This window comes from Exiguobacterium sp. s150 (genome assembly GCF_018618435.1).
Classification (GTDB): domain Bacteria; phylum Bacillota; class Bacilli; order Exiguobacteriales; family Exiguobacteriaceae; genus Exiguobacterium; species Exiguobacterium alkaliphilum.
On record NZ_JACSMC010000001.1, the window covers coordinates 1 to 24,264 of the forward strand.

A 24,264-nucleotide genomic window follows, 5' to 3' on the forward strand; every position below is an offset into this window, starting at 1 on the left:
GTTCATGGTATACTCTTTGTACATAGGGGCACCTCCAAAGTTATGGTTTGGTCACTTTAACTTTATCAGAGGTCGCCCCTATCTGTTTAGTCCGAAATGCGTGCACGAACCCATAAAAATGACAAGAGGCCACCTGGAGCGAACAAGTCGCTCCAGGTGGCCTCTTTGTTATAAATCTACTGAGTTATGTCCCAGCCTCTTGTTTTTCGTAGTCGATATACCATGTCCCATCTATTTCACGCATACCCGTCCCATACCAGCCGTCCTGTAACAGACGCACTTGTCGCGCCGTGTCAGCCATCTCGACGGATGTGACGAGTCCATCCCCATGCCAACCGGTGTGTAGCTCTCTCATGAAGATGTAGCGCCATTTCCCCCCATATTTCGGCTTCAGCGCGCCAATCCGAAGTCCAAGGGCGAACTTATCTTTCAAGCTCGGAATATTGAACGGGGCGACCGTCGCACAGACGAGGTCGAATCGGACGTCTTGGCTAAACGCCTCCATCAAGAGGTGGCCGAGATGTTGTTGCAGGCGATAACCCCGAAACGACGGATGGACGTTCGTCACTTCCTGATAGATGATGCGCTCGAGTGAGTGTTCTGGGTACCCGATGTCCCGGCCGAGATGCTCTGCATCGATTGGCGGGATGAGGAGCGCGCGAAACGCGATTAAATCTTCGTCCCGATATGCCCCGATGATGGTTCGGTCTGCCAATAGTTTTTGAAACTCGCCAGTCGTGAGCGCTTGATAGTGAGCGGACTCGGTCAATTCGTCAATGACTGCTCGTTGGACGGACTCGATGGCGGGCAAATCCTGTTCCGTCAAATGGCGAACGTGTAACGTGAGACCGTTCCAAACCCCAGACCACATCAGCCCGTCACCTCATACTGCGCCGTCGCCAACTGCTCGAGGACGGCCTCATCGACTTCGATCCCGAGTCCGGGCTGTTCGTTCAAGCGGATGAACGGCAAATCGTACTGCAAGTTCCCGACATCTTGTGCGAACCGGAGCGGGCCCGTCAATTCGACGGAACGTACGATTTTACTTGAGAAGGCGACATGGAAGCCCGCACTCGAGGCGATGGACGACTCGACCATCGACCCGATTTGACACTCGATTCCTGACATTTCCGCGATATGGACGAGCTTTTTCGCCGGATAGATCCCACCGCACTTCATCAGTTTGATGTTCACTTTGTGTGCCGCCTGCATGAGCGTCAACCGGCGCATCTCAGGCATGCCGCGCACTCCTTCATCAATCATGATCGGGACGACACTCTTCGCTTTCACTTCGGCCATCCCCTCGAAATCGTCGGCCCGAACCGGCTGTTCGATCCAGTCGAGCGCATACGGGATGAGCTGCTGCATCGACTGTAGCGTCTTCCCGGCATTCTCCCAGCCTTGGTTCACGTCGACGCGAATCGGGACGTCCGGTCCGACCGCGCGTCGGACCGCGGCGACGCGCGCGACGTCAGAGGCGACGTCGACCCCGACTTTCATCTTGATGGACGTGTAACCGGCATCGAGTTGCTGCTTCGCTTCCTCGGCCATCGCATCCGGGTCACCGATACTGAGGACATGCGTCACGGGGAAGGCGTCATGATAACGCCCACCGATCAAGTCGTATACCGGAAGACCAAGCTTCTTCCCGACGAGGTCGTGGCACGCGATGTCGAGTGCCGCTTTCGCGGCGGGCACGTCCCGGATGGACCGGTCCATCACATCGTGAATCCGTTCCATATGCATCGGGTTCTCCCCAATCAACTGTGGTCCGAGCAAGCGATGGATGATTGAAATCGTGCTCTCTAGCGACTCACCGGTAACATGCTCATCGGCGACCGCTTCGCCGTATCCGACACGACCGCAAGCACTCGTCAATTTGACGATGACGGACGGCATATCCTCATAGCGGTGATAGCTGACGACGAATGGGACTTTTAGTGGGAAACGGACGGCAAACACTTCAATCTTCTCAATTTTCATACATAAGCTCCTTTACTTCTGTCGTATCGTTAGTTATATTGTCGTTAAATAGTCGTTAAATTGCAAGGAGGAGTTTTCATGGCCATCCATCTCGCGCTCGTCGGGTCCGACACGTTCGTCTCGACCCTCATGCGCGCCGTCTCGTTCGATGACGTCCGGTTCAGTCCGTTCATCTATCACCATCCGAAAGAAGCGGCCACCATCGCACAACAGCTCGGATCGTTCGACGCCGTCTTCTTCTCCGGTTCGTTCCCGTATGCATACGCCCTTCCCTATTTGAAGGAAACACTCGCGCATCACGTCGTCCAAGACGAGACGGTGCTTTTGACGACACTTTTACATGCGAGCGTTACGCAGCACGTCCCGCTCGATCGCTTGACGATGGATGTGAACGATCCGGAACGATTGGCGTCAATCTTCGCCTCTTTACCGGACATGGCTCGACCGAACGTCATGAAAATCGATCCCGACGTCTCCTTTACGGACGTGTTCACGTTTCATGCGTCGAAGCAACCTCATGACGCCTCGCTTGCCGTGACGAGCATCGAGCGCGTCCATCACGAGTTGCTTGATGCCGGATATAACAGCCAGCTCATGATCGAACCGACACGTACGATTGTCGTTCACGTTGAAAAGCTGATCGAGCGGGTCCGGCACGCCCAGGCCGATGCGGCCCAATTCGCCGTTGTGCTCTATGCCTCGACGACGCCTGGGCTTCAAACCTACCTTGCCGCGTTGCCACATCACGGGCATGTCGAGGTCCATTCCGACACGACCTCACTCCTCACCACAAAAGGTGTGATTGAACGGGCGTTACAAATCGAGACACTCGCCCCTTCCGATGAGGAGACAAAAATCGGAATCGGGTATGGGCCTGACTATCAGACGGCCCATGATCACGCGACAATCGCCATCTCAGCCTCGACGCATCACCCGATCCGAATCATCGACGCGTCGAAAAAGTTGTCGTTCCCCGGAACAGACGAAACAATCGCGTACCGCGTGACAGAAGACCGGGCGTTCGACTTGATGAAACGACTCGGAATCAGTCCGGCGAACGTGAGTAAAATTATCGGCTTCGCCAAACAGACACATGAGTTTACCGCCAAAGAGATGACCGCTTACCTTCACGTGTCGCGCCGGACGACGGAACGGCTCATCAAAAAGCTGTTTGATGCCGGCTACGTCGAGGTGATTGGCGAAGAGATGAGTTATGCGCAAGGAAGGCCTCGTTCCGTTTATAAATTCAAGCTACCAACGTAAAGGACGCGTCAGACGACGCGTCCTTGTTTATTGCGCTTGTCGCTGATCATCCGGTGGGACAGTCTGTAACACATGGAGCTTCGCGATTGTGAAGCCAGTAAACGCATAGATGACCGAGATGACTGGGACGATGAAGTTCAACACAGCGTATGGCGCGTATTCGAACGCCCCGACGCCGAGCGTTCCGAGGATGAACACGCCACATGTGTTCCATGGGATAAAGACGGACGTGAGCGTCCCCCCGTCCTCGAGCGCACGCGACAAGTTCTTCGATTGAAGCCCCATCTTCTCATAAGCACCGGCGAACATGCGAGCCGGTACGACAATCGATATGTATTGCTCGGAACATGTGGCATTCGTCGCGAACCCTGCCAAAATCGTCGACGCAATCATCGAACCGGCCGTCTTCGCAAGCTTCACGATTTGATTCATAATCGACTGGAGCATACCCGAATATTCCAAGATTCCGCCGAACGTCATCGCGACAATCGTCATCGACACGGTATACATCATCGCGTCTAACCCGCCTCGACTGAACAAGTTGTCGACGAGTTCGTTCCCCGTATTGATGACGTATCCGCTCTGCAACGCCCCGACACTGTCCGCGAGCGTCCCGCCTTGAATGACATATTGAGCGAGAAACCCGAGCGCGATCCCGACGACGAGGGCCGGAATCGCCGGCACTTTTTTCGCAACGAGTACAATGACCGCGAGCGGGATCAACAAGAGCCATGGTGAAATGAAGAAGCTGTCTTGCAAGATCGCGAGCGTCTGAGTGATGTCTGATGAATCGGTCCCCGACTCGCTAAACCGTCTGCCGAGCCAAAAGTAGACACCGAGCGCGATTAAAAGGCCCGGAACCGTCGTATAGAGCATATGACGGATGTGTTCGAACAAGTTTGTATGCGTCAAGCCGGCAGCCAAGTTCGTCGTATCCGACAGCGGTGACATTTTATCCCCGAAATAGGCACCGGAAATGACCGCCCCCGCGACCATCGCTGCCGGAATCCCCATGCTGAGTCCAATCCCCATGCCAGCGACACCAATCGTCCCCATCGTCGACCATGAGCTTCCAATCGATAATGCGACGACCGCACAAATCAAACAGATCGTGACGAGAAAATAAGCCGGCGAGATAATCGTCAAGCCGTAATAAATCATCGTCGCGACGATGCCACCCCCAATCCATGCCCCAATCGTCAAACCGACGAGAATGATGATGACGACCGCCGGCAAGGCGAGCCGGATCCCTTTGTACATCATCTCTTCAATCTCTTTCCACTTAAAGCCATGCTTGTAGGCGACCATCGATGCCACCGCCGTCCCGATGATGAGCGGGATATGTGGTCCTTGCTCGAGCAATACAATCGCCACGAGCATGACCCCGATCATGACAAGTAGCGGCAAGAGCGCCCATCCGAGTTTCATTTCTTGCTTGTTCCCCTGTTCCATCCAATTTCCTCCCCGTTAGCGAATAATTCAGAATTGTCGTTATATTGTCGCTAATAGGATTATGATAACGCTTACATTAGACGTTGGCAATAACAAAAAGACGAAAGCGATTCGCTTCCGTCTCATTTTTCCGTGGCAGCCCGGCGCAACGTATCCGCCAACAAGACTGCCCCTTCCTGTAAAACCGACCGATCGAACGTCATGTGCGGATGATGCAACCCCGGCGTCAAGTTGGCGCCGATGCCAATCATCGTTGCGTCGAGTTCCGTTTTTTTCACCGTATAAAAATGAAAATCATCACTCCCGGACGTCACGATCCGTTCGACGAGCGCCTCTTTTCCGTACCGACTCGTGATCGCATCCGTCGCATGCCGGCTCGAGCGTTTGCCGACGACGGCTCCAGGTGTGAAGTCTTGCCACTCCCACTCGAGCGTCACCCCGTGAAGCGATTCAATCTGATGCAGCATTGTCTCGACCCGGTCACGCAAGGCGAGCAATTCCTCGTTCGATTGGGCCCGTACGTCAATCGAGAACGTGGCGTTCCCAGGGATGATGTTCACGTTGTCGCTGCCGGCCTGCACCCCGGTCAACTTCACAGAATGAGGTTCGAACGGCGACAGATAGATGTTTTTCAACTGTTGATGAATCGTGAACATGACGTCGAGCGCGTTTTGTCCTTGGTGCGGACGTGCCCCGTGCGCGTCGTCGCCGATGACCTTGCCTCTTAAAAAGATGGCGGCCCCGTGTTGAATCGTCGCCGCGAACTGACCGAGCGCGAGCTCCTCGATTGGACGCAGATGGATTCCGTATAGTTCCGTCACATCGATCAAGGCGCCTTTCTCAATCATCGCGAGCGACCCGTTGCCTTGCTCTTCTGCCGGTTGGAAGATAAAGCGGATCCGTTTTTGTAACGGCTCATCTTTCAAAAGATCGAGCGCGCCGAGCACCATGCTCATATTCGCGTCGTGACCACACGAATGGTTTGCCTGAAACGTCCCATCGACTTGTTGCCATAACGCATCGATATCGGCCCGGACGGCGATGACGTCTTCGCCGTCCCCAATCTCTGCCAACACGCCCGTGACGTCATCGAACGTGTCGTGCGATACGCCGAGCGAGGTCAAGATCGTTGCAATCGTCTTCGTCGTCTCGACTTCTTTCCAGCTCACTTCCGGATGCGTGTGAAAGTGGTCGAACCACGTCAATACGTTCGTAGCCATGACTTTCCCCCTCCGTATGTACTAAATTTTTTTAATTCCTTTAATGAGCACCCATTGCAGCGGTAAACGGAGCCACGTTACCCAGTTCGGGATCGTCTTTCCGCCGATTCGCGACGGTTTCAGCGCCATGTTGATGTTCGCCGGGAAGACGGCGAGCAAGAAGGCCGGTCCCGTCCGCTTGACGAACCGTGTGCCCCGATTCAGCAGCAGCAACGTCCCGTACACAATCTCGATCACGCCGCTCACTTGGACCATGAACCGTTTGAACGGCCAAGCCTTCGGGATGATGGACATGAAGGCACGCTCGTTGACGAAATGCATGACGCCGGCGCCTAAAAATAATATGCCATAGAAGATACGAAGCAAATGAATCCCTCCTTTTTTCTAAGCATATCAAAAAAGGCGGGCAAGATGCCCACCTTTTAGAGTGCTGAACCGTTCGCATTTTGAATCTCGACGTCCACCGTCTCGGTCTGACCGTCACGAATGTACTCGATTGACACCGTCCCGTCCGTATCGCGAACGAGTTCGCTCCGGAGGTCGATGAACGACGAGACGTCCTGGTCGTTGATTTTGACGATGACGTCACGGGCTTGAAGTCCGGCTCGTGCTGCTGAACTGTTCGCCTGCACATCGATGATAATCGTCCCGTTCGTCACCGATTCCGGTAAGTTGATCTGTTCGGTCAAGTATCCAGGCGGAAACTCCGACACGTCGCGGAGCGAGACCCCGAGCGACGGATGGTTCACCTCGCCCGTCTGCTCGATTTGGTTGATGAGCGGCAAGGCGATATCGATTGGAATCGAGAAGCCGACCCCTTCCACGGCATCTGTCGCGATTTTCATCGAGTTGATGCCAATCAATTGACCCGCCTCATTGATGAGGGCGCCGCCTGAGTTACCAGGGTTGATGGCCGCATCGGTCTGAATGACCTCGGCGTTGAAATCGGCTTGTCCGTTCTCATCCGTGTCGACCGGTACAAGTCGGGACGTCGACGAGACGACACCACGCGTCACCGAGTTTTCGAACTGACCGAGTGGGTTGCCGATGGCGATGACGGTCTGTCCTGGCTTCAACTCGCCGGACTTACCGATATTGATGACGGCTGGCACGTCGGCCGCATCGACTTTCAAGACGGCCAAGTCATACGTCGCATCACTGCCCATAAGTGTCGCATCCGCCGTCTTCCCATCGTTAAACGTGACCGTCAATCGGTCAGCCCCGTTGACGACGTGATGGTTCGTGACGATATATGCAGCGTCGCCTTCTTTTTTATAGATGACCCCAGAGCCGACACCGGCCTCGACCGACTGGCTCGAGAAACCTTGCGTCGCGAAATTGTTCACGGTCACGACGGCCGGTTGCGCGGCAGCGACGGCATCCGTCACCGACGTGTCCCCGACGTTCGAGGACGTCTGAAGCGGTGTCCCTTCCGAGGTGACGGCCGTATCGTTCACGTTCGACACCGGTTGGTCGAGAAACGGGAACGCGACCGCCCCGGTCACGAGCGCCCCGATGACCCCTCCGACAAATCCCGGGAACATCCGTCCGAGGAAGGACGGTCTCGCCGGCCGTTCCACTCGCGGTGGTTCGGGCGAACGTGTCGATGACCCGATTTCCGTGTCGAGCCATTCGTCGCGTCGTTTATCTTCAGGTGTGTGATCATTTCGTTCCATATTGATTCATCTCCTCAATGATGTTTCCTCTAATCTCTATGTTGATTATAATCGGAACCGATCCGCTCATCGAGAATTGACGGAGCGTTTACAAGATTCTTCACAATTTGCGTCAATGTGTTAGACGATGATATTTCGTAGCGAACCAATCCCCGAGATGGATACCTCGACCGTGTCGCCTGTCTGTAAATAGACAGGTGGTTTCATCCCATGGCCGACACCAGCAGGCGTTCCGGTCGCGATGATGTCCCCGGCTTCGAGCGTCATTCCTTTTGACAGCGTCCGAATCAATTCTTCAATCGGCCGAATCATGTCGGCGGTCGTGCCGGCTTGTCGAAGTTCCCCGTTCACGGTCGTCTCGATCGTGAGCGGGAATGAGAGCTCGTCCGGTGTGACGACGTAAGGGCCAATCGGACAGAACGTATCAAACGACTTGCCGCGGAAGAATTGGACGTGTTGTTTTTGCACGTCTCGCGCCGTAATGTCGTTTAAGACCGTGTAGCCGAAGATGTGTTCCTCGACGTGTTCGATATCGCGGCCCGACTTGCCGATAATGACGGCAAGCTCCCCTTCATAATCGAGCTGGTCGGTCAGCTCCGGATGTCGTTCGACGACTGCGTCTGGACCGACGACCGATGTCGGCGCCTTCGTGAAGATGACGAGCTTCCCGGCCCCTGCCGTGTCCATCTCTTTCACGTGTTCTTCGTAATTCTTTCCGATACAGATGACGTTTTTGAGCGGACGGTACGGTGCGAGCAGTTTGACCGATTCGAGCGGATAGCGCGGTGCGACGTCTAGGTCGACGTCTGGCTCGAACTCACGGGCGATGACTTCTAACAATGCGTTCGTATGTAATTGATTACTGACGTCATACACGTTCGTCCCTTCGACGATCCCAATCGCTACTTCCCCGTCACGTTCATATGTACACCATTTCATGTAAATTCCCCCTTTTTTATGAGTATACAAAAAATCGAGGCGATTCGCCCCGATCACACTTTGTTCAAAAAAATGATGCGCTGATTGCTCGAACCTCGAAACCGGAGCGATCGGTCCTTTAGGGACTCGATGAATTTCCCGTCGACGAGCACGTCGGCTTGATTGAGCACGTCCGTCACGTGTTCGTCATTCATCTGTTCAAGTAACTCAAGCGTATACCCGGTATAAACCCAAACGTTTTTTGCCAATCGCTTGCAGCCCCGAACGAGAGCCGCCAACTCTTTCGGTTGCATAAACGGTTCACCGCCTGAAACGGTAACCCCGTCCCACCCAGACACTTGGATCTGTTCTAGAAGTGTCTCAACTGACACCTCTTCCCCGCCGGCTGGATTCCATGACTCCGGGTTGTGACAGCCTCGGCAGTGATGCGGGCAGCCCGCTGTAAAGACGACGGTACGGATTCCCGGCCCGTCGACGACCGAATCTTCAATGACGGATAGGACGCGCATCATGTTTCACCCTCGCTCGTTCTTCTTCCCGTTTTGCCGAGTTCCATCGATCCATTGTGCCGACCAAATATCCTGTGATACGGCGAATACGCTCAATTTGCTCGGACTCCCCGCAAGTCGGGCATGCTTCATCAATGATGCCTTCAAGTCCGCAATTCCCACAACGATCGACCGGGTGATTGATCGACCCATAGCCAATGTCATGTTTACGCATCAGTCTAACGATTGCCTCGACGGCTTCCGAATTATGGGCAAGGGAACCATCGACTTCGACATACGTGATATGGCCAGCGTCACAAAGGGCATGGTAAGGCGCCTCAATTCTAATTTTTTCACGAATCGAGACATCTTTATAGACTGGCACGTGGAACGAGTTCGTGTAGAACGCGCGGTCAGTCACGCCTTCAATCATCCCGAACGCTTCCTGATCTTTCACGACGAACTTGCCGGACAACCCTTCCGCCGGGGTCGCAAGGAGCGAGAAGTTTAGATCATATCGGTCGGCCGCTTCTTTCACCCGCTCGGCTAGATGCGTCACGATCTCTAGGCCAAGTCGTTCAGCTTCTCGCGACTCGGCATGGGTCGACCCCAATAGAACCTGTAACGTCTCGGCCAGCCCGATAAAACCGACCGAGAGTGTACCTTGCTTCAATACGTCGCGGACCTCGTCATCCGGAGCGAGCGTCTCGCCGCCACGCCAAACATGTTGTGCGTAAAGGAAACGGAATTCATCGGCTCGGCGTTTGCACTGGTATTCGAACCGGTCGCGTAATTGCTCGATTGCGATGTCGAAATAGTCGTTGAGCATACGATAGAACGCTTTGATGTCAGATGAAACGAGGGCCATCTTTACCAAGTTCAGTGTCGAGAACGACAAGTTTCCCCGTCCGATCGACGTCTCAGCGCCGTGCCGATTGCCCATCACGCGTGTCCGGCAACCCATATAGGCGACCTCGGACTCCGGCGTACCGTCATTGTATTGCGCGTTGAACGGGGCGTCGATGAAGGAAAAGTTCGGGAACAGCCGCTTCCCTGTCACTCGACAAGCGAGTTTGAACAAGTCGATGTTTGGGTCTCCCTCATGGAAGTTGACGCCTTCTTTTACTTTAAAAATTTGAATCGGGAAGATCGGTGTCTCGCCATTCCCGAGACCGCGTTCGGTCGCGCGTAACAGTTCCCGAATAAAAATTCGGCCCCATCGTGACGTATCCGTCCCATAGTTGATGGAAACGAACGGAACTTGCCCACCGCCACGGGAATGCATCGAGTTGGCGTTGTGGATGAACGCCTCGCACGCTTGATACGTCGCCGTAATCGTCTCTTCTTCCGCAATCGTACGCATCTCGGTGTCCGTCAACTCGACCGGGAGATGACGGAGTCGTTCGAGGTGACGTTCATACGTCTTCTCCACATAGGGAGCTAAATCAACGTCAAACATTGGGAACGCCTGTCCTCCGTGCTGCATGTTCTGGTTCGCCTGAAGGATAATCGAGGCGAGTGCCATCGCCGACCGGATGTCTTTCGGGGGCCGAATCGTCCCATGTCCGGTGTGAAAGCCGTTCATTAGCAAGTCACCGAGCGGAATTTGGCAACACGTCGTTGAGCCCGTCACGTAATAGTCTGCATCGTGAATGTATAAAAAATTATCGGCGACCGCACGTCGCGAGCGTTCGGACAACAAGTACGTCGTCGCGAGTTCTTTTGACACTTCCGAGGACAAGCGAGCCAGCTTCCCGAGCGGCGACTTGCCGTCCACGTTCGCGTTTTCTTGGACCAAATCCTGGTCAGGGAGGACACAGACATCTTCATACAATCGAATTAAATTCACCCTGCAACACCTCACTATATATTGAATCCATTCGCTGTAAACAGCGAACTAATCATCTATATATAGATTATGTCACGTTCGCAGGCATTTATGCGGGACGACTTTGTGACATCTTTATAGGGCAAACATGACAAAAAACAGCCGAACCCTAGGCAGGGACTCGACTGTTACGATTCGTGATATAAGTCATACTTCTTTAGCAGGTTTGACGATCGTCAACTCGACTTCTTCTGACTCTTGGGCTTCCCGCAATCCTTTCGCGTTCAACCACGTATAGATGGCCCCCATGAACAAGGCACCTCCGATGATGTTTCCGAACGTCGCCGGAACCAAGTTGTGAATCGCCCCGGCGAAACTGATTGTCTCTGGGTGCGGGACGACGAGCGTGAGCGCGAACAAAACGAAATTCGCGATGACATGATCGAATCCTGAAGCGAAGAAGACCGCGACTAGGAAGATCATCGAGAAGATTTGCGCAAATTCATTTTTCATTTGTTTCGGCAAGAAAATCGCCAGGCAAACCATCCAGTTACAGAAGATGGCACGGAAGAAAATCTCGACCGTCGTATGGTGCATCTTGCTCTCGACGACGGCGAACAACCAGTTGTTCATCCCAAGTTCTTGAATGATTCCGGTCGGGGCAAGCAATATGGCGAACAAAATTCCGCCGACTGCATTCCCAACAAAGCACAATAACCAGACGAGCATCGTATCACTGAGCGTCGTATATCCGCGCAACGTCGACGTCGTGAAGTACATCGTATTCCCCGTGAACAGCTCAGCTCCCCCATAAATGATCATGACGAGTGCGATCCCGAACGAAAAGCCGCCAATGAGCGTCGTGAACGGCGAATCAAGCAGATACATGCCATTGACGACTTTTAGTGTGAAGATGGCGGCGAACCCGATAAAGATCCCGGCGAGCATCGCCCGTAAAAAGTATTCCATTGGCCGATAATGAATCATGTGCGATGACGCCTGGGCTTTCTTCCGTAATGATTCAAGTGCATGGATTTCCATTGATGCCATGTCACAAACCCTTCTTTCTGTTTGAATGAACCTTTATAATAAGAACGAACATGTGAAATCATTAACAATATAAGCCCGAATCCAATAAATTGCAATCGACCTTAGACCATGTTGACACATTTTTCACATCGTAATCGTTTACATATGTCGGATTTGTGACGAAAAAAACGACCCTTCGCAAAGGGTCGTTCGATCGAGCTTATTCTTTGTCTTCAGACTTCTCTTCAGACTCTTCCGAAGATGCTTCAGCCGACACTTCTTCAGTCGCTTCAGTTTCACCTTCTTGCGTAGTATCTGTGTCTGCTTCAAGCTCTTCAAGTGATACCGGCTCATTAACCGATGCGATTTGAAGTTCGCCATCCGAGACAACCTCGTAGTCTTTGTTTTCTGGAATGTCCGCTACCGTCACCGAGTCACCGATGCCAAGTTCAGATACATCGAGTTCGATGCGCTCTGGAATGTTGGCAGGTGTGGCCGATACCGTGACTTTATAGAGCGTTTGTGCCAAGAAGCCGCCTTCTTTGACACCTTTCGCGTCGCCGACGAGCGTGACGTCCGCTTCGACTTCTGTTGCTTCGTCCATCTTCACGGCCATGAACTCGACGTGCTTATACTCGTTCGTGAACGGGTCAACTTCTGTCCCGTGAACGAGCGTGTTCACTTTCTTGCCGTCGATGTTGAGTTCGATCAAGGCGTTATCACCATGCTCACGAAGGATTTTACGAAGTGCCATCTCTTCAAACGCGACTGGTGTGCTCTCGACTTTGTAGCCGTAAACGACACCTAGCACTTTTCCTTCTTTGCGTAAGTTTGCACGGACCGATCGTGGTCGTAACTCTCGTTTCGTTACATTAAGCTTGTCTGCCATAATCTTTTCCCCCTACTGGTTAATGGATCATGTCTACATCTTGAGGGTGAGGCAGTGAAAGAGCCACCTCTCAACCTCGATGCGTTGAGCGACATGTGTATAATGTTCCCACGTCACGCATCGGGTAAACGTTACAGACCGTTAAAAAAGATTACAACGTTGTCACATGACACGCTTAAACAGTTTCTCAAGTTCGTACGTACTCCATTTAACAAGGATTGGGCGACCGTGCGGACACGTGTAAGGCGACGCTGTCTCCGACAAGTCGTGAATCAGTTGGCGCATCATCTCGACGTTCAACGGATGGTTCGCTTTAATCGAACGTTTGCATGCCATCAAAATGGACGCCTCCTCGCGATATTTGGCAAGGTCAATCGAACGATCGCGAATCGCCATCTCGACTAAATCCCGAACCGTTCCTTCAAGGTCGTGTTGCGGATACCACGTCGGAATCTCTCGGACGAGGAACGTGTTCCCCCCGAACGGCTCGAGTTGAATCCCGGCCTCTTCTAAGAGCGGCAGCACTTCTTCGATGGCGAGCGCTTCTTGCTGGGTGAATTCGAGCGTGAGCGGTAACAAGAGTAGCTGGTACTCTTTCCCCGGATTCCCGAGTTGTTCATAGAACAGTTCATACTTGATCCGTTCTTGCGCGGCGTGCTGGTCGATGACGTACATGCCGTCCTCGCCGCCACAGACGATATAACTCGCGTGTAATTGCCCGATGACGTCGAGCTCGGGGAGCCGCTCCTTCTTCTGTTTCATCGGGGTGGCCTCCGAATCAGGCTCGTGCCTCGGCGAGACTTCCTTGTTCAAAGGCGTTGGTGCCCACTGGCTCGGCGACGTGATCGGTTCACGTGGTATCGGGTAGTTCCATGCCGGCTCTTCTTTCACTTCAGGCGAGCGCTCGACGGTAAAGTCGAGTCGCGCTTGTTCCGTCTGGGCGCGTTCCACTTTCGGTTTCGGTTGGACCGTCGGGATGAGGCGTTGCTCACGAAGCGTCAGTTGGACCGTGTCTCGAATCAATTGACATAACTCTTTTTCTTTTGAGAGCCGGACTTCGCGCTTCGTCGGGTGAACGTTGACATCGATCAACATCGGGTCCATGTTCACTTCGAGCACAGCGATGGGGTAACGGCCGATCGGGAGTAGCGTGTGATAGCCTTCGAGGACGCTTTGGGTGAGGGCGAAGTTTTTGATGCTGCGTCCGTTCAAGATGAGCGTCACGTATTGTTTATTCGAACGGGTCACTTCCGGACGGACGAGATACGCGCTCAAACTATAGTCGTTCGTCTTGCTCGACGCCGTCACGATTTGAGAGGCGACTTGGCGTCCATAGATGGCGAGCATCACTTGTTTAAGGTCACCGTTTCCGTTCGTCCGCAACAACTCCTTGTCTTCATGATAGGCTGCAAGACGAACCTCCGGATGAGACAGGGCGATACGATTCAACGTATCCGTGATGCTCGCGAGTTCGGTCGCCGATGTCTTCAAATATTTCAACCGGGCCGGCGTATTGTAAAACAGCTGGCTGACCGTGATCTCCGTTCCGACGTTCATTGCCGCAGGCTTCGTCTCGGTCAAGACCCCTCCCTCGAGCGTCATCTCAAATCCGACCTCTTCAGCGCGGCGTGACTTGAGCGTAACGTGGCTAACCGAGGCAATCGACGCGAGGGCCTCGCCTCGGAAACCGAGCGTTCGGATGCGGAACAAGTCATGCTCGTCGCGAATCTTGCTCGTCGCGTGACGGAGAAAAGCGCGCGGTGCGTCATCTTCATAAAATCCGTGTCCGTTATCCCGGACTTTGATGAGCCGAATCCCGGCCTCGACGAGCTCGACCTCAATCTTCGTCGCGCCGGCGTCAATCGCATTCTCAACGAGTTCTTTGACGACCGAGGCGGGTCGCTCGACCACCTCGCCCGCCGCGATTCGGTTGGCTAACTGTTCAGGGAGTTCTTGAATGATTCCCATCGTCTCATCCTTTCTTCGCAGCTTGTTGTAGCGCATAGAGCGCCTGCATCGCCTCAATCGGATTCATGGCGAGTAAATCGAGCGCGAGCAGTTCGTCTGTTAAACTGTCCGATTTCTCGAACAAGGACAGCTGGGCCACATCCGTCTCACTTGTCGGGCGTGTTTCTCGCTTCGCTTCATCCGGCGCCGGTTCGGCTTCGAGGTGCTCTAAAATGGACCGGGCCCGGTCAATCAAATCTGCCGGCAAGTCGGCCAACTCGGCGACGTGAATCCCATACGATTTATCCGCCTTGCCTGGGTGGACCTCGTGCAAGAAGACGACGCGACCATCACGTTCGACTGCGCGGACGTGCACGTTCTCTAGCGTCGAGATCGTCTGTTCCAACACGGTCAACTCGTGATAGTGGGTCGAGAAGAGCGTCTTCGCGCCGATCGTGGCCGCGATATATTCCACGATCGCTTGCGCGAGCGCCATCCCGTCATACGTCGACGTCCCGCGTCCAATCTCATCGAGCAAGATGAGGCTATGTTCCGTCGCTTCCGTGACGGCTTGACGTGTCTCGGTCATCTCGACCATGAACGTCGACTGGCCGCTGACTAAATCGTCGGCTGCCCCGATTCGCGTGAAGATACGGTCGAACAATGGGAGCTCGGCCGCTTCGGCCGGGACGAACGAACCGATCTGATGCATGATGGCGATGAGTGCGAATTGACGCATGTACGTCGACTTACCGGACATGTTCGGTCCCGTGATGAGGAGCATCCGCCGCGAGTCGTCAAGCGTCAAGTCGTTCGCGACGTACTCGCCGCGCCCGAGCACCGTCTCGATGACAGGATGGCGGCCGCGGTCGATTTGAACATGTTTCGCCGTCGTCGGGCGAACGTAATCCCGTTTTTCGGCGACGATGGCGAGACTGAGCAAGACGTCGAGTTCACTGAGCGAACGGGCAAGCCGCTGCAACGGTTTCGTCTCGCGCTTGACCTCGTCTCGAAGTGCCACGAACAAGTCATACTCGAGCGTGCAACTCTTCTCTTCGGCCCCAAGAATGAGCGCCTCTTTTTCTTTTAATTCCGGTGTGACGTAACGCTCGGCGTTCGTTAGGGTCTGTTTCCGTTCATACCGCCCTTCCTCGAGCAGCTTCGCGTTCGCTTTCGTGACTTCAAGATAGTAACCGAACACACGGTTATAACCGATTTTGAGCGACTTGATTCCGGTCGCAAGACGCTCTTGTTGTTCAAGGTTGGCAATCCACGTCTTCCCGTTCGCTTTCGCTTCGAGCAGTTCGTCGAGCTCGCTCGAATACCCTTCTCGAATCATGCCGCCTTCCTTCGTCGAGATGGGCGGTGCGTCGACGAGCGCTCGGTGAAGCAATTCCGCTAATTCCTCAAACGAATCGAGTTCCGCATCAATTTGACGAAGCCTTGACGCCGTCACCGCTTGTAACAGGGCGCGCACGTCCGGGATGCGGGATAACGTATCGCGCAACTGCACGAGGTCGCGGGCGTTTGCCGTCCCGTATCCGACCTTGGCGACGAGACGCTCGATATCGTATACGTACTTCAACTGCTCGCGGAGTTGGTCACGTAACATGAAGTCGTCTAACAAGTTTTCGACCGCATCGAGTCGCGCTTCTATCGCCCCTTCCGTATAGAGCGGTTGTTCGAGCCAACGTTTTAATAGTCGCCCTCCCATCGCGGTCGTCGTCTCATCTAACAGGGCGAGGAGCGACCCTTTCCGTTCCCCGGAACGGGCCGAGCGGAACAATTCCAAGTTTCGGGCCGTGTTGGCGTCAAGCTGCATGTGCTGCTCGACTTCATAGGCAACGGCAGGTTGCAAGTGGTCGAGCGAACGTTTTTGTGTTCGTGTCAAATATGCGTATAGCAAGGCGAACGCGTCTCGTTGCGCCTCGTCTCTAGCGTCAACGGCCAAGTCGCTATCGATCCGGTCGGTTTGAACCGAGAGTGGGATCCCGAGCGGTGCCAACACGTCCTTCAAACGTTCGTCCGAGACGAGCACCTCGTTCGGGAGTAGCCCTTCCATCTCACGACGTACGGCTTCACGTGTCGGGAGAGTCGTGAGCCAAGATTCACCTGTCGTCACATCGCCGCGTGCCACCCCGTAGCCGAGTGGATGGTTCGTCACCGCGACAAGATAGCGGTTCTCCTTGTCACCGAGGGCGGCCATATACGTCCCAGGTGTGATCACTTGGATGACTTCCCGTTTGACGAGCCCTTTCGTTGCTTTTGGATCTTCCATCTGTTCGCAGATGGCGACGTTAAAACCTTTCTCAATCAATTGCTCAATGTAGATAGCGGCCGAGTGATGAGGAACCCCACACATTGGAATAGGATGTTCCGCGTTCTTCCCGTTCTTCGATGTGAGCGTCAATTCGAGTTCTTTCGCTACGATTTGCGCGTCTTCAAAGAACAGCTCATAAAAATCGCCAAGTCGATAGAACAAAAAGGCGTCTGGATGGTCCGCCTTGATTGAGAAGTATTGTTTCATCATCGGGGTTTGATGTATGATTTCCATTTTTTTCACCTCTAGAAATTAGAACAGCTGACCAGAGGCCAGCTGTTTGTTAGTATCCGCAGCCGCCGCGTGATTTCTCGGCCGCCATGCCACTTCCTGTTTTACCAGCGAGTACGTCGCCGTCTGTCGATTCGATGATGCGGTCGGTCACTGAGTTCGCAAGCGTCACCGTCACGTATTGAAGCAGGTCGTTCACCTCAACTTGCGTCTCTTGGAACGCTTGGACGACCGGGATCGCGTCAAGCTCGTCCATTGCTTTGTCGATTTTCTGTTCGACTTTCGCGAGGGCCTCTGTCTTCCCGTAGTGTTGACAGTTGACCGCTTCTTTTTGCAAGAACTTGATGCGTTTGATGAGCGTTTGCACGCGTTCGCTTTCGTTCACTTTCGTCTCTGCTTCTTTGAAACGCGCCACTTCTGGCGTCTTCGCGAGAAGTTCGGCCAATTCTTTTGCTTTTTCAATCACTTGTTGGTCAGTCACGTTCGTAAACCCCTTTGCTGTCTATAATGTGATCGCACGAAACGTGCGCGAGTGTTCTCCATCATTCTACCATGAACGAATTCGGAAAGGTACATCATGGATTCAGTTCAAGCGTTGCTTTTTCGTACCATGTCGACGTGGGGAATCCCGTCCTCATCGTATTCATCGCTCGTCCGCTCGAACCCGAAACTCGCATAAAACGGTTCGACATACGTCTGCGCTTGTAAGTAGAGGGTTTCTCCCCCGTAATCGTTGACCGCGGCCTGCATCAATTGACGCGAATAGCCGTTGCCCCGATGCCCCGGTCTCGTCACGACCCGGCCGATCGCAATGGGTGAAGCGTGAATTAAAACACGCAAGGCCGCGACGACTTCGCCCCCTTCTTCCACCCAATAATGGACGGCATCGAGGTCTTTCCCGTCAACCTCCTGATATGCACATTCTTGTTCAACGACGAACACTTCCGTCCGTAGGGCAAGGAGCGCGTACAGCTCACGCGTCGTCAGTTCATCAAATCGCTTTTTCATCATCTTCCATCGTCTCCTTATAACGTCACGCCGAGCGCCCGGGCCACGTGCAACCCGCTCGTCATCGCGCCAATCGTCCCTGCGCCTGGAAACACCGTGTCCCCGCAGACAAAAAAGTCCGGAAGATTCGTCCGATAACTCGCGGCATGAAACAATGATTGACGCGGCGTCTGTGCATAGCCGCCGACGGCACCGTTCGGGCGTTTCGTATACTTCACCCAGGCGCCCGGTCCTCCTGGAAGCATGAGATTCGTGTGCCCCGACCAACCTGGGAATCCGATGCGCACAGCCTCAATCAAACGCTCGGTCCATTCATGTTCCAGTTTCTCATAGACGGCGCGCTGTTTCCAATCCTTCCATTCCGAAAGGTCGACGTGGGTCGACACCGTCACCGTCCGCTCGGGCTTGTCGGTACGCAACACGTCGCCGCCTGCTGACATCGACAAAAACGCATGGCCGCTCGGTAAATGCTCCGTATACACTTGTTGGAACAATGGCCGGTTCAAACAGACGTGTTCTGGGAGCGTAATATATAGACTAAACGTGCCCCACTGCGAACGGCTCAAGTGACGCCGATATTGGCGCTTGAACGATTTCGCGTCCTTCCCGGTCAGTAGTTGACTCGTCGCCTCGAGCGGGATGGCCGATACGACCGTATCGACGATGTCGAGCCGACCGCGCCGATCCGTCAGCAACCAACCGTCACTCACCGGTTCGATCGAGGTGATGTGACGACCAAGTAGTGCTGTCCCGCCGTCTCGACGAAGTGCGCGTTCGAGCGCGTCGGCAAGTTGATACAGTCCCCCCTCGACGTAAAACGCGCCTTCGTGGTAAATCGACAAGGCGACCGCGGCGAGCAGATGGCTCGCGTCTTTCGCCCCTGTCTGCAGACTGTCGAGCAAGATCCCATCAATAAACTGTTCGAACACCGTCCCGCTCAGCTGATGACGGGCAAGCGTCTTTTGCAACGGACGATAGAGTTTCGGCGCGACGGCGACAAGCTGTGGATTTAGTCCCTCCACCGCGACGAAGACGTCTTGTCGACTACGAAACGGCAAGGCCGGCAACCGTTCAAACAATGGACGGAGCGTCTCAAAGTCTCGCCACATCTCTTTCATGAACGCGCGGACATGGTTCGCCTCACTCGGAAACTTATTTTCGAGTTCACGTAAGAAACGATCGCGGTCCTGATCATAGACGACGGTTCGGTCGAGCAAGTGAACCGCCATGACTTCCTGTAACGGCCGAACCGGGACCGTCTCTTCTAAATGGCGCAATACGCGGTCATGGAGCCCGCCCGGCTCAAACCCCATACCGAGCGTCGCCCCGGCCGGAAACAAGTAGTCGCCTCGCTCGAACTTGCCGGCGCAGCCGCCCCATTCCCGTGACGCCTCATAAACCGTCACCTCATGTCCGTGCCGTTGTGCGAGGGCGGCAGCCGTCAACCCGGCAATCCCACCTCCAATGACTCCGATACGCATATCCATCCCCTCCTACGTCCATCATACATGGCAGACGTTCAATCGTGATGATTCGACGTGTCGGCTCGATGTTTTTCGGGCTAAAGGCAGGGTTCTTTCGATTGATGGCGAAAAAATCGATAAAGGACAGGTGAAGGCATATGCGAAGTCGGGTCATCATTTACTTATTGATTCCCATCTTGATTTTTATCGGTATTCTCATCACACCGGCATCGGAAGAATCACAAAAAGTCGCCACGATGACGGCCGTCAACATTCAAGAGATGATCCCTTATGAACGCGAGTATACGGCGCAACAAGTGTTACTGGAGAAAACGAATGACGGACGTGAAGCGAAGATTGAAGAATGGCGGCTCGAACGAGGGGCTCGTACGACGTATAGTTACGTGCTGAGACTACAGGGGTTTGAGACGGTCATTCAAGTCGATGCCGGGGCAGCCAATACGCGCTCGGACGGCTATTACGCCATGCAGGCGCATAGCCCTGTCTTCGAGGCGGACGAGCCGCTGTCGACCGGTTATCCGATCATCCTATTCGCAACGGAGCAACGGCTCGTGTTGAATCAAATGGAAGTGCGGGTCTTATACGAAGTGGACGGTGTCATTGAAAAATGGCGTATCCTAGAATCAGAAGAATCATGATATTCAACATGCGAGAGGTAATTTCTAATGCAAAGAAGATTCCTCATTGCGCCTTCCCGCTGCCGACACGATTATATTTCTCGACTTGCCGAGGACCGTTTGGACGTATCGCGTCTTGAAGCGCATGCTGTCCGATCACGGCCAGACACGTCCGGACATGGGCTCCGGTTGTGAGGAACGGTTCGACCCGAAGTTCTTGAAGTCGGTGTGGGATTATCCGAAGTCGCAGCGACCAGCGATTCGACAGCATTTACACAAACTTGAATCCGAAAAAGACATCATGATTCTGCGTTCACGGGCCGAAGTCCGTCGTTTCGTAGCGAATCAACTGGAGGCGAATCCATGAATCCAATTCTCCCAGAAATCGGGACCGTCTTTATTCCCGTCCGCGACGTTGCGACGTCCCGGGACTGGTATTGTCAGCTGTTTGATTTAGCGACAGATGGAGACATCCTGTTCGGACATCTTTATGTCGTCCCGTTAAACGGACCAAATCTCGTACTCGATAGTAAGATTTTTTCTGAAGCGAACGTCATCCAGACCCCACTTTTCCATTTGAACACGCCGGATATCCACCAAGCATACGCGCATATGGTGCAACGACAAATTGACATTTTAACCCCGATTGAACACGACCATTGGTTTCATTTCAAAGACCCGAATGGAAACGTCCTGATGATGTGCCAATGCTGACGGGGGCGTAGGAGCATACGAACGAATCCGACGCACTCATCCGTTACGTCGATGAGACGCTCTCCCCGTTCGGCGGATTCACCATCGGGAAATCAAACGAAACGTGAGGATACCCTATGTTTTTTCTTCAAATGTCCGGTTTCCCCGGGTCAGGCAAATCGACGCTGTCTCGCGAAATCGCCAGACGACTGGATGCGGTCATCGTCGATCACGATGTCACGAAGACGGCACTGCTCGAATCAACCGCACAACACTCGCTCGACCCCGGGCTGGCCGGAAAAATCGCTTATGATCTCGATTGGGCGCTCGTCGAGTTCCATTTGTCTTTAGGGCGAAACGTCATTTTGGATAGCCCTTGTCTATATGACGTGATGATTGAGCGCGGCCTAGCGATTACAGAAAATAGCGGAGCCACTTATCGATACGTCGAGTGTCTCGTCGATGACATCGATGAAATCAATCGCCGGCTGCGGGAACGAAACCGGAAGCTCAGTCAAATCAGAAGCGTGTCACCAGAAGATTTTCATCGGACTGTCGCAGGTAGTAAAAAACCAGCGCATATGCATACGCTTACAATCGACACGAATCGCCCGCTCGAGACATATTTTTCTGACATTATCGCCTATCTTCAAGCGATTGATTGAACACCTGATGCATCCTGTGCCTTCAGATTGGATGCATTTTTTTAATTGTTTTTGTATTTTTATACTTTACAATTAATAATCATACATATACACTTAGTCTCATATCGTGAAGGAGGAATTATTATATGAAGAAATGGTTGTTAACAGGAGCACTCGTCGTGAGTGCCATCGCACTTGGAGCTTGCAGTCAAGAGACGACGGGCGAAGAGAAAAAGACACTCGTCATGGGGACGAGCGCCGATTACTTCCCATATGAATTCGTCGACACGGCCAACGGGGACGCCATCGTCGGATTTGATATCGAGATTGCCGAAACAATCTCGGAACGTCTCGGGTATGAATTAAAAATTGAGGACATGGACTTCGGGAGTCTACTCGGTGCACTTAACGCCGGTCGGGTCGACTTTGTCATGGCCGGCATGACGCCGACCGAAGAGCGGAAGCAAAACGCCGCCTTCTCAGACATCTATCTATCCGCGACGAACTTGATTATGTCAAAAGACGAATCGCTCCAGTCGATTGAAGCGCTCGCCGGCAAAAAGATTGGCGTCCAAACGGCTTCGATTCAAGAAAACATCGCTAAAGAACAAGCACCAGACGCAGAGCTCGTCTCATTGAACAAGATTCCTGAAATCGTACAAGAACTGAACACAGGTCGAATCGATGCGATGGTCATCGAAGACACGGTCGCCCAGAAATACTTAGACCAAGATCAAGGATTCTACACATTCGCGTTGAAAGAAGATGGCGAGAAAGGGTCAGCGGCCGCCTTCAAGTTAGAGGATGACTTGCGTGACCAGTTTAATGACGAATTGAAGAAGATGATGGAGTCAGGTGAAATCGATGAATTGACGAAGAAATGGTTCTCAATGGAGCCAACGGAATGAGACCTGTCTCACTGCCAATCTATCCAATTACCTATCCAACCGGTTTTCGCTTGAATCAAAACGAAAGCCAATTCCCGGTCCCGGACCGCATCAAGCAGCAACTGTCTTCCATATCGTTCGATGACTTACACGAGTATCCGGTTCAGCCGATTGATGAGCTATTTACGCGTTACGCCGCCTATGCCGGGGTCGAACCGAATCAGCTGCTCGTCGGATGTGGTAGTGACGAGATGATTCATGTCGTCACGCAGGCGCTCTTGTCGCCTGAAGACGTCGTCTTGTCTCCAAGTCCGGATTTCGCCCTCTATCCGATTTTTACAACGATTGCGCACGGACGCCACCTTCAAACGAACGATTTGTCATTCGACGGTCTCATCGCATCGGTGACGGAGCATGAACCAAAGCTACTGTTGCTGTCAAACCCGAACAATCCGACCGGAAAACGATGGACCGTTGCCGAGCTGAGCGAACTCGCTAGTCGCGTGCCGTATCTTGTCGTCGACGAGGCGTATATCGATTTCACGCCGGACGCGAGCATGGTTTCACGTCTCGATGCTTTCCCGAACGTGATCGTGCTTCGGACGTTATCGAAGGCGTTCGGTCTCGCCAACATCCGTCTTGGTTTCATGGTGACAAACAGCGACCTGGCGAGTTACTTCCGGCAGTTCGTGCCACCATTCAACGTGAGTGGCTTTAGCGCGAAAATCGCGAACCTGTTTCTAGCGGACGCTTCATACGTGCAAGAGGCAATCGCGTGGCATCACCACCTACGCGAGCAATGGTTTGAATTGCTCTCGAAAGTGGGCGACGTCTATCCGTCTGAGGCGAACTTCCTCTATGTGACGGTCGACGAGCCTGAAGCGTTGTGGCAACATCTCGCTTCACATGGGATTCACGTCTCGCGCCAAGCGACCGGGATTCGGGTCACACTCGGTAACAGTGGTGCACTCGAGGCGACTCGAGGAGCATTGACGAAATGGAACGTCATCATTCCTTCATAAAAACACGCCCAGAACCGTCGGAATCCAATCGACGCGTTCGGGCGTGTTTTGTTGTGGTGTCTTAAGATATCGTCTTGATGACGCGTGCCGGATTGCCACCGACGACCGCTTTAGCCGGAACATCTTTCGTGACGACCGAGCCGGATGCGATGACCGCGTCGTCGCCGACCGTCACACCTGGATTGAGGATGGCGCCTCCACCAATCCAGACCCGATGCCCGACTGTCACCGGTTTCCCGAACTCGACGCCGGAAATGCGCTCGGTCGGGTCGAGTGGATGGGTCGCCGTGTACACGTGCACACCCGGTCCGAGCATACAATCATCGCCGAAACGAATCGGACAAATATCTAAAAAGACGCAGTCAAAATTCGCAAAAAAGCGCTCCCCGAGATGAATGTTGTAGCCGTAGTCACATTTAAACGTCGGTTCGACATAATACGATTCCCCCGTCGTACCGAGCAATTCTTTCAGTGCGGCTTTACGTGTCTCCAATTCGTCAATCCCGGCCGCATTGAAGCGTTCTGTCAGGCGTCTCGCGTGTTTCCGGTCCGCCACGAGTTCCTTGTCGCCTGCTATGTATCGTTCGCCACGAATCATCTTCTCTTTTTCCGTCAATATGATCTCCCCCATTTCCATTCTAGTA

General features: G+C 53.6%; 24 protein-coding genes. 7 read left to right on the forward strand and 17 right to left on the reverse strand.

Annotation, left to right across the window (positions count from 1 at the left end):
• Positions 1-184 precede the first annotated feature (184 nt).
• Positions 185-871, reverse strand: coding sequence for a GNAT family N-acetyltransferase (locus KNP76_RS00005; RefSeq protein ID WP_214841919.1), 687 nt, complete (start codon positions 869-871; stop codon positions 185-187).
• Complete coding sequence (locus KNP76_RS00010; RefSeq protein ID WP_214841922.1) at positions 871-1,983, reverse strand: mandelate racemase/muconate lactonizing enzyme family protein; 1,113 nt, start codon at positions 1,981-1,983, stop codon at positions 871-873. Before KNP76_RS00010 ends, KNP76_RS00005 begins: the two co-directional genes overlap by 1 nt.
• 78 nt (positions 1,984-2,061) lie before the next feature.
• Here KNP76_RS00010 and KNP76_RS00015 point away from each other — a divergent pair, with 78 nt between their 5' ends.
• A complete protein-coding gene (locus KNP76_RS00015) occupies positions 2,062-3,246 on the forward strand; it encodes a hypothetical protein (protein ID WP_214841925.1) in 1,185 nt (394 codons plus the stop codon).
• Positions 3,247-3,273: 27 nt separating this feature from the next.
• Here the strand turns inward: KNP76_RS00015 and nhaC are convergent, their stop codons facing one another.
• The 14 genes from nhaC to KNP76_RS00085 all read right to left on the reverse strand — a co-directional run bounded on the left by nhaC (position 3,274) and on the right by KNP76_RS00085 (position 19,754).
• Complete coding sequence (gene nhaC, locus KNP76_RS00020; protein WP_371816127.1) at positions 3,274-4,674, reverse strand: Na+/H+ antiporter NhaC; 1,401 nt, start codon at positions 4,672-4,674, stop codon at positions 3,274-3,276.
• 146 nt (positions 4,675-4,820) lie between these two features.
• Positions 4,821-5,918, reverse strand: coding sequence for an amidohydrolase (locus KNP76_RS00025; protein ID WP_214841931.1), 1,098 nt, complete (start codon positions 5,916-5,918; stop codon positions 4,821-4,823).
• Positions 5,919-5,939: 21 nt separating this feature from the next.
• Positions 5,940-6,284, reverse strand: a complete 345-nt coding sequence (locus KNP76_RS00030; RefSeq protein ID WP_081852651.1) for a DoxX family protein — start codon at positions 6,282-6,284, stop codon at positions 5,940-5,942.
• Between the two features lie 56 nt (positions 6,285-6,340).
• Positions 6,341-7,594, reverse strand: a complete 1,254-nt coding sequence (locus KNP76_RS00035) for a S1C family serine protease (RefSeq protein WP_081852650.1) — start codon at positions 7,592-7,594, stop codon at positions 6,341-6,343.
• Positions 7,595-7,714: 120 nt separating this feature from the next.
• A complete protein-coding gene (locus KNP76_RS00040; RefSeq protein WP_034815288.1) occupies positions 7,715-8,533 on the reverse strand; it encodes a fumarylacetoacetate hydrolase family protein in 819 nt (272 codons plus the stop codon).
• A 53-nt stretch (positions 8,534-8,586) separates the two neighbouring features.
• Positions 8,587-9,042, reverse strand: coding sequence for an anaerobic ribonucleoside-triphosphate reductase activating protein (gene nrdG, locus KNP76_RS00045; protein WP_211780952.1), 456 nt, complete (start codon positions 9,040-9,042; stop codon positions 8,587-8,589).
• The gene (locus tag KNP76_RS00050) at positions 9,020-10,870 is read right to left on the reverse strand and encodes an anaerobic ribonucleoside triphosphate reductase (protein WP_081852649.1); all 1,851 of its coding nucleotides are present in this window, start codon (positions 10,868-10,870) and stop codon (positions 9,020-9,022) included. The genes nrdG and KNP76_RS00050 overlap by 23 nt, the downstream gene beginning before the upstream one ends.
• 186 nt (positions 10,871-11,056) lie before the next feature.
• A complete protein-coding gene (locus tag KNP76_RS00055; protein WP_034815488.1) occupies positions 11,057-11,890 on the reverse strand; it encodes a formate/nitrite transporter family protein in 834 nt (277 codons plus the stop codon).
• A gap of 208 nt (positions 11,891-12,098) precedes the next feature.
• A complete protein-coding gene (locus KNP76_RS00060; RefSeq protein WP_214841934.1) occupies positions 12,099-12,767 on the reverse strand; it encodes a 50S ribosomal protein L25/general stress protein Ctc in 669 nt (222 codons plus the stop codon).
• A gap of 162 nt (positions 12,768-12,929) precedes the next feature.
• Positions 12,930-14,735, reverse strand: coding sequence for a DNA mismatch repair endonuclease MutL (mutL, locus tag KNP76_RS00065; RefSeq protein WP_214841937.1), 1,806 nt, complete (start codon positions 14,733-14,735; stop codon positions 12,930-12,932).
• A gap of 4 nt (positions 14,736-14,739) precedes the next feature.
• Positions 14,740-17,268 (reverse strand): DNA mismatch repair protein MutS, encoded by a 2,529-nt coding sequence (gene mutS / locus KNP76_RS00070; protein WP_034815280.1) that lies wholly within the window; start codon positions 17,266-17,268, stop codon positions 14,740-14,742.
• 49 nt (positions 17,269-17,317) lie between these two features.
• A complete protein-coding gene (locus tag KNP76_RS00075) occupies positions 17,318-17,746 on the reverse strand; it encodes a YlbF/YmcA family competence regulator (RefSeq protein WP_034815278.1) in 429 nt (142 codons plus the stop codon).
• 107 nt (positions 17,747-17,853) lie between these two features.
• Entirely contained in the window at positions 17,854-18,276 is a 423-nt protein-coding gene (locus KNP76_RS00080; protein WP_214841940.1) for a GNAT family N-acetyltransferase, read from the reverse strand.
• Between the two features lie 14 nt (positions 18,277-18,290).
• Positions 18,291-19,754: a phytoene desaturase family protein gene (locus tag KNP76_RS00085; protein WP_214841943.1), complete on the reverse strand. Its 1,464-nt coding sequence runs from the start codon at positions 19,752-19,754 to the stop codon at positions 18,291-18,293.
• Positions 19,755-19,894: 140 nt separating this feature from the next.
• On the opposite strand from KNP76_RS00085, the gene KNP76_RS00090 reads away from it, so the two are divergent.
• The 6 genes from KNP76_RS00090 (at position 19,895) to KNP76_RS00115 (ending at position 23,620) form a co-directional block, all read left to right on the forward strand.
• On the forward strand, positions 19,895-20,395 hold the full coding sequence (locus KNP76_RS00090) for a hypothetical protein (RefSeq protein WP_214841946.1): 501 nt from the start codon (positions 19,895-19,897) through the stop codon (positions 20,393-20,395).
• 46 nt (positions 20,396-20,441) lie between these two features.
• Positions 20,442-20,741: a P-loop NTPase family protein gene (locus KNP76_RS00095; protein WP_214841949.1), complete on the forward strand. Its 300-nt coding sequence runs from the start codon at positions 20,442-20,444 to the stop codon at positions 20,739-20,741.
• On the forward strand, positions 20,738-21,088 hold the full coding sequence (locus KNP76_RS00100) for a VOC family protein (RefSeq protein WP_214841951.1): 351 nt from the start codon (positions 20,738-20,740) through the stop codon (positions 21,086-21,088). Before KNP76_RS00095 ends, KNP76_RS00100 begins: the two co-directional genes overlap by 4 nt.
• A 131-nt stretch (positions 21,089-21,219) precedes the next feature.
• Entirely contained in the window at positions 21,220-21,732 is a 513-nt protein-coding gene (locus tag KNP76_RS00105) for a P-loop nucleotide/nucleoside kinase family protein (RefSeq protein ID WP_371816121.1), read from the forward strand.
• 125 nt (positions 21,733-21,857) lie between these two features.
• Positions 21,858-22,619: a transporter substrate-binding domain-containing protein gene (locus KNP76_RS00110; RefSeq protein WP_214841954.1), complete on the forward strand. Its 762-nt coding sequence runs from the start codon at positions 21,858-21,860 to the stop codon at positions 22,617-22,619.
• Entirely contained in the window at positions 22,616-23,620 is a 1,005-nt protein-coding gene (locus tag KNP76_RS00115; RefSeq protein ID WP_214841957.1) for a pyridoxal phosphate-dependent aminotransferase, read from the forward strand. Before KNP76_RS00110 ends, KNP76_RS00115 begins: the two co-directional genes overlap by 4 nt.
• 61 nt (positions 23,621-23,681) lie before the next feature.
• Here the strand turns inward: KNP76_RS00115 and KNP76_RS00120 are convergent, their stop codons facing one another.
• Complete coding sequence (locus tag KNP76_RS00120; RefSeq protein ID WP_251137266.1) at positions 23,682-24,251, reverse strand: maltose acetyltransferase domain-containing protein; 570 nt, start codon at positions 24,249-24,251, stop codon at positions 23,682-23,684.
• Between the last annotated feature and the right edge of the window lie 13 nt (positions 24,252-24,264).